Origin of the sequence: Spirillospora sp. NPDC046719 (assembly GCF_040645715.1) — a bacterium.
Taxonomy (GTDB): domain Bacteria; phylum Actinomycetota; class Actinomycetes; order Streptosporangiales; family Streptosporangiaceae; genus Spirillospora.
This window is the reverse complement of the sequence record NZ_JBEYYT010000568.1, coordinates 1-5,094: the sequence shown is the minus strand read 5'-3', so window position 1 is coordinate 5,094 and position 5,094 is coordinate 1. Positions and strand designations below refer to the sequence as shown.

Sequence of the window (5,094 nt, the reverse complement as noted above, 5' to 3'; positions counted from 1 at the left end):
GGCCGGGCAGGTCGTCGACGCCCGGGACCGGCGCGGTGGCGCGGATCGCGGCCGCCTCGGTCTCCAGCCGTTCGCGGGCGGCGCCGTCGCCCAGGGCGCGCAGGGTCTCGGCGGCGCGGACCCACAGGTCGGCGGCGACGCCGTGGGCATAGCGGGCCTCGGCGGCCTCGGCCGCGAGCCGCGCGTACCGGACGGCCCGGTCGGGCGCCGTGCCGGACTCCAGGTAGTGGTGCGCGATGGCGGCGACCTCGTCGGGGCGGTGCCGTTCGAGGGAGGCGGCGACGCGGCCGTGCAGGCGGGTGCGGCGGGCCCCCGACAGGTCGGTGTAGAGGGTGTCGCGGACGAGGGCGTGCGCGAACCGCAGCCGTCCGGGGGCGGGCTCGGTCACCAGGCCGGCGGCGAGGGCGGACTCGACGGCGTCGATCACGGCGTCCTCGTCGCCGGACAGGTCGGCGAGCACGTCGAGGCGGGCGTCGCGGCCGGCGACGGCGGCGTCCCGCAGGACGGCGCGGGCCGGTTCGGGGAGCCGGGCGATGCGGCGGCGCAGCACGTCGCCGACGCCGGCGGGCACCCGGCGGGTCGCGGCGGGCAGTCCCTCGGCGGCCAGGAGCCGGGCCGTCTCGCGGGTGAAGAACGGGTTCCCGCCGGTCCGTTCGGCGATGGCGGACAGCTCCGCGTCGCCGAGCCGGGTGTCGCAGACCGCGCGGACCAGCGCGGCGACCTCGGCGGCCGACAGCCCGGACAGCTCGATCCGGGCGGGCTCGTGCCGGGCCAGCGCGGCGAGCGCGGCGGCGAGCGGACCGGGGACCTCGGTGTGTCGGAACGTCGCGGCGAGCAGGACGCGGCGGTCGCGGATCCGTCCGGCGAGCCGGGCGAGCAGCGCGAGGGTCTCCTCGTCGGCCCAGTGCAGGTCCTCGACGACGAGCAGGAGCGGCGTACCGTCGGCGAGCCCGGCGAGGTAGTCGTCGGCGGCGAGGTGCAGGCGGAACCGGCCGGCTCCGGCGTCGGCGCGCCCGGTCTCGCCGCCGTGCCCGGTGGCGGCGTCGTCCAGGAAAGGGGCGAGGCGGGCGGCCAGTCCGGCGGGGGGCGGGGCGGTGGCGGCGAGGTCGCGCAGCAGTTCGGCCCAGGGCCAGGCGGCGGGCGCTCCCGCGGTCTCCGGCGCGCGTCCCCACGCGCACGTCCAGCCCCGTCCGGCGAGAAGGCGGGCGAGCCGCTCGCTGAGCGCGGTCTTGCCCATGCCGGCGTCGCCGCTGATGAGGACGGTGGTGCCGTGTCCGGCCTCGGCCGCGCGGGCGGCCTCGTCCAGCACGGCGAGTTCCCGTTCCCGTCCGACGAAGGCGGTGCCGGACGGTTCCGCGGGCGCCGCCCGGACCACGGACGGGACGGACCGTTCCACGCCGCCGCCGAGGTCCGGGGCCTGGGCGAGGATGCCGGCCTCAAGGTCGCGCAGAGCCGGGCCGGGATCGACGCCGAGTTCCTCGGTGAGGGCGGCGCGGGCGCGGCGGAGCGCGGCGAGCGCGTCGCCCTGCCGTCCCGTCCGGTAGAGGGCGAGGGCCAGCAGCCGCCACGCCTCCTCGCGCAGCGGGTGGGCGCCGGCGTGCGCCTCCAGGTCCGGGACGGCCTCGGCGGCGGCGCCGAGCGCGAGCATCGCCTCGGCGCGGCGTTCGACGGCGAGGCGGCGCCGCTCGTCGAGCCGGGCGGCCTCCGCGGCGGCCCAGGGCAGCGCGGCGAACTCGGCGTAGGCGGGACCGCGCCATTCGGCGAGCGCGGCCTCGGCGTCGCGGCGCGCCCCGGACGGGTCGCCTGCGGCCAGCCGCCCCGCGGCCCCGTCGATCAGCGCGTCGAACCGCCAGGCGTCGACGGCGTCGTCCGGCAGCCGCAGGGCGTACCCGGGCGGCTCGGTGACCAGGACGCGCGCGGGCGTGCGGGGCGGGCGGCCGGGTTCGAGGGCGCGCCGCAGGTGCGACACGAACGACTGGAGCCCGGCGGCGGCATGCGGCGGGGCGGTGCCGGCCCAGAGGTCCTCGACGAGCCGGTCCGCCGGGACCATCCGGCCGTGCGCGGCGGCGAGCCGCGCCAGCACCGAGCGCCGGCGGGGACCGCCCAGGTCGGCGGGAGCGCCCGCCACGTGCACGGCGAACGCCCCGAGGACGCGGACGGCGGTGGTCATGGCCCGATCAGACTAACCGGGCCGAATCGCCGCCGTCCGCCTACCCGCCCGCTGTGACCACCGCCCCTGGCGGGGTCAGCGCGCCGCGCTGGGCTCCCGCTCGCGCCCGGCGCTCGCGGGCTCCGCGGCGCCGTGCAGGTCGATCTCCGGCAGGGCGCGGGCGAGCGGCTTCGGCAGCCACCAGTTCGCCCGCCCGAGCAGCGCCATCGCGGCGGGCACCAGCACGAGCCGGACGACCGTCGCGTCCAGCGCGACCGCTACCGCGAGCCCCACCCCCATCTGCTTGATGACCAGGCCGGGGTCGGCGGCGAAGCCGAGGAAGACCGCGACCATGATCAGCGCGGCGCTGCTGATCACCCGGCCCGTGGCGGCCAGCCCGGACGACACCGAGCCGCGCGCGTCGCCGTGCCGCAGCCACTCCTCCCGCACCCGGGACAGCAGGAACACCTCGTAGTCCATCGACACCCCGAACAGCACCGCGAACATCGGCAGCAGGATCAGCGACGACACCGGGACGCCGTGCGGGAGCCCGAGCGGGCCCGCTCCCCAGCCCCACTGGAACACCGCCGTCAGCACGCCGTAGGCGGCGCCGATCGACAGCAGGTTCATCGCGGCCGCCTTCAGCGGCGCGACCAGCGACCGGAAGACGATCATCAGCATCACGAACGAGGTGGCGACGACCGCGCCGATCATCGGCCAGAGCCGGTCCGACAGCGAGCGCGACAGGTCCACGTACGCGGCGGTGAGCCCGGTGATCTCCGCGCCGGGCGGCAGCTCTCGCGCCCGGATCCGATCGACGACCGCGGGCGCGCGCTCGTCCTGCGGCCCGTACCTCGGCGTGACGACCAGGACGGCGGCGTCCCGCCCCGGGGACACCTGCGGCGGCGTCACGCTCACCACCCCGTCGGTGCGGGCGAGCCGGTCCCGCAGGGCGGGCAGCGTGCCCGCGTCCGTCTTCCGCAGGTCGACGGCGACGATCAGCGGGCCGTTGGCGCCGGGACCGAAGCCCTCGGCGACCAGGTCGTACGCCCGCCGGACGGTGTTGGACTCCGGTTCGCTGCTGGCGTCGCTCGGCCAGGTGCGCATCCCGAGCGCGGGCGCCGCCAGCGTGATCATCAGGACCGTCCCGGCGAGCAGCCACGGCCACGGGCGGCGCCCGACGTGCTCCGCCCAGCGCCGCACCCGCGGCGAGTCGGCGTGCACCGTCGCGCCGGGCGCCCGGTCGCGGCGGCGCAGCACCCGGCGTCCGGCCAGGCCCAGCACCGCGGGCAGCAGCGTGACGGCGCTCAGCACGGTGAACGCCACGACGAGGCCGGTCGCGAACCCCATCGTCATGTAGACGGGGTTCCGCGACAGCACCAGCCCGCACAGCGCCAGCAGCACCGTGAACCCCGCGAAGATCACCGACTGCCCGGCGGTCGCGATCGCGCGTCCCGCCGCCTCGGGCACGTCCAGGCCCTCGGCGAGCCCCTCCCGGTGCCGGGTGAGGATGAACAGCGCGTAGTCGATCCCGACGCCCAGCCCCACCATGACCGCCAGCGTGGGCGCGGTCGTCGACACGTCGGTGAACGAGGCGAGCAGCGTGACCCCGGACACGCCGGCACCCAGCCCGGCCAGCGCCACCGCGAGCGGCAGCCCGGCCGCCACCACCGACCCGAACGCCACGAACAGCACCACCAGCGCGGCCACGATCCCGACGCCCTCGGCGACGCCGCCGGGCGCCGTCACGTTCTCCGGCACCTGCCCGCCGAACTCGACCCGGTACCCGGCGGCGTCCAGGTTCCGCGTCGCCGACCTCAGCCGGTCCACGGTCTCCTTCGGCGCCAGCTCGGTGACCTGCACCGAGTACCGCACGGTGAGCAGCGCGGTCCGCCCGTCCGGGCTCGGCAGCACCGGATCCACCGCGCTGACGTGCGGGAGCGTGCGGAGCCGCGCTCCCGCGACGGCCAGCGCCCCCGGATCGACCCGGCCGGACCTCCCGTGCACGACGACCCGCGCGTCCGCGCCCGACAGCGCGGGGAACCGCTTCTCCAGCAGGTCCCTCGCCTTCTGCGAGCCGCTTCCGGACTGCGTGTAGTCGTCGTGCAGCGCGCCCCCGGCGACGCCCGCGAGACCGGCCATCGCGCCGACGAGGACCAGCCACACGACGATGGACCGCCACGGCCGCGAGGCCGCAGCCTTGCCGAGGCGGTAGAGCAGGCGGGACATGGCCCTCTCCCCCAAACGGTGTGATCCGACCCCGCCAGGCTGGCCCGCCCCGCTTGCCGCCCGCTTGCCGGTGACTTGCCGTCCGCCCGCAGGCCGTACGCTGTGCTCGTGAGCGAGCTGAACCCCGAGGACGCGAAGATCATCACCCTCGCCCGGTCCGCCCGGGCGCGCGCGGGCGCCGCCGAGGGCGCCGCCGTCCGGGACGAGACGGGCCGCACCTACTCCGCCACGAGCGTGGACCTGCCGTCGCTGAAGCTGTCGGCCCTCAAGGTCGCGGTCGCGATGGCCGTCTCCAGCGGCGCCGAGGACCTCGAGGCCGCCGCGGTCGTCACCGCCGCCGAGACCGCCGACCCCGCCGACGTGGCCGCCGTCCGCGACCTGGGCCCCAAGGCCCCCGTCCTGGTAGCCGCCCCCAACGGCGACCTCCGCACCACCCTCTGACCCGCCCCCGCAAGCCAAGCCCCGCCCCACAGGCTCGGCAGGGTGAGCCGGCCCCCGCAGGCCGAAGCCCGGCCCGCACCAGGACACCCCGAGCCACACCAGACCCGCCTCGGCCTGGTCACTACGCACCCGGCCCGGCGGGTTGGGCCTCAGCCTGCGCTAGGACGCCCCGTGGCCCGTGCCAGCAAAAACCCTCGGCCTGGCGGTGTGAACCCCGACCCGGCGGTCTGAGCCTCAGCCACGGCCCACGGGCAGGCACGCGGAGCGAGCGCCAG

Annotated in this window: 3 protein-coding genes; 1 reads left to right on the top strand and 2 read right to left on the bottom strand. The window is 77.7% G+C overall.

Features of this window, described 5'->3' with window-relative positions:
- Nucleotides 1-2,170: ATP-binding protein (locus tag ABZ914_RS46195; RefSeq protein WP_500201011.1), on the bottom strand; the 2,170-nt coding region annotated here is incomplete at its 3' end.
- A gap of 75 nt (nt 2,171-2,245) precedes the next feature.
- Nucleotides 2,246-4,378 carry an MMPL family transporter gene (locus ABZ914_RS46190; protein ID WP_500201010.1) on the bottom strand — a complete coding sequence of 711 codons (2,133 nt, stop codon included), beginning with the start codon at nt 4,376-4,378 and terminating at the stop codon, nt 2,246-2,248.
- Between the two features lie 108 nt (nt 4,379-4,486).
- Between ABZ914_RS46190 and ABZ914_RS46185 the strand changes: the two genes are divergently transcribed.
- A complete protein-coding gene (locus ABZ914_RS46185) occupies nt 4,487-4,819 on the top strand; it encodes a cytidine deaminase-like protein (protein ID WP_500201009.1) in 333 nt (110 codons plus the stop codon).
- The last annotated feature ends 275 nt before the right edge of the window (nt 4,820-5,094 follow it).

Coding starts and splice junctions, on each gene's coding strand:
- ABZ914_RS46190 (WP_500201010.1), bottom strand. CDS start 4,378: ATGTCCCGCCTGCTCTACCGCCTCGGCAAGGCTGCGGCCTCGCGGCCG.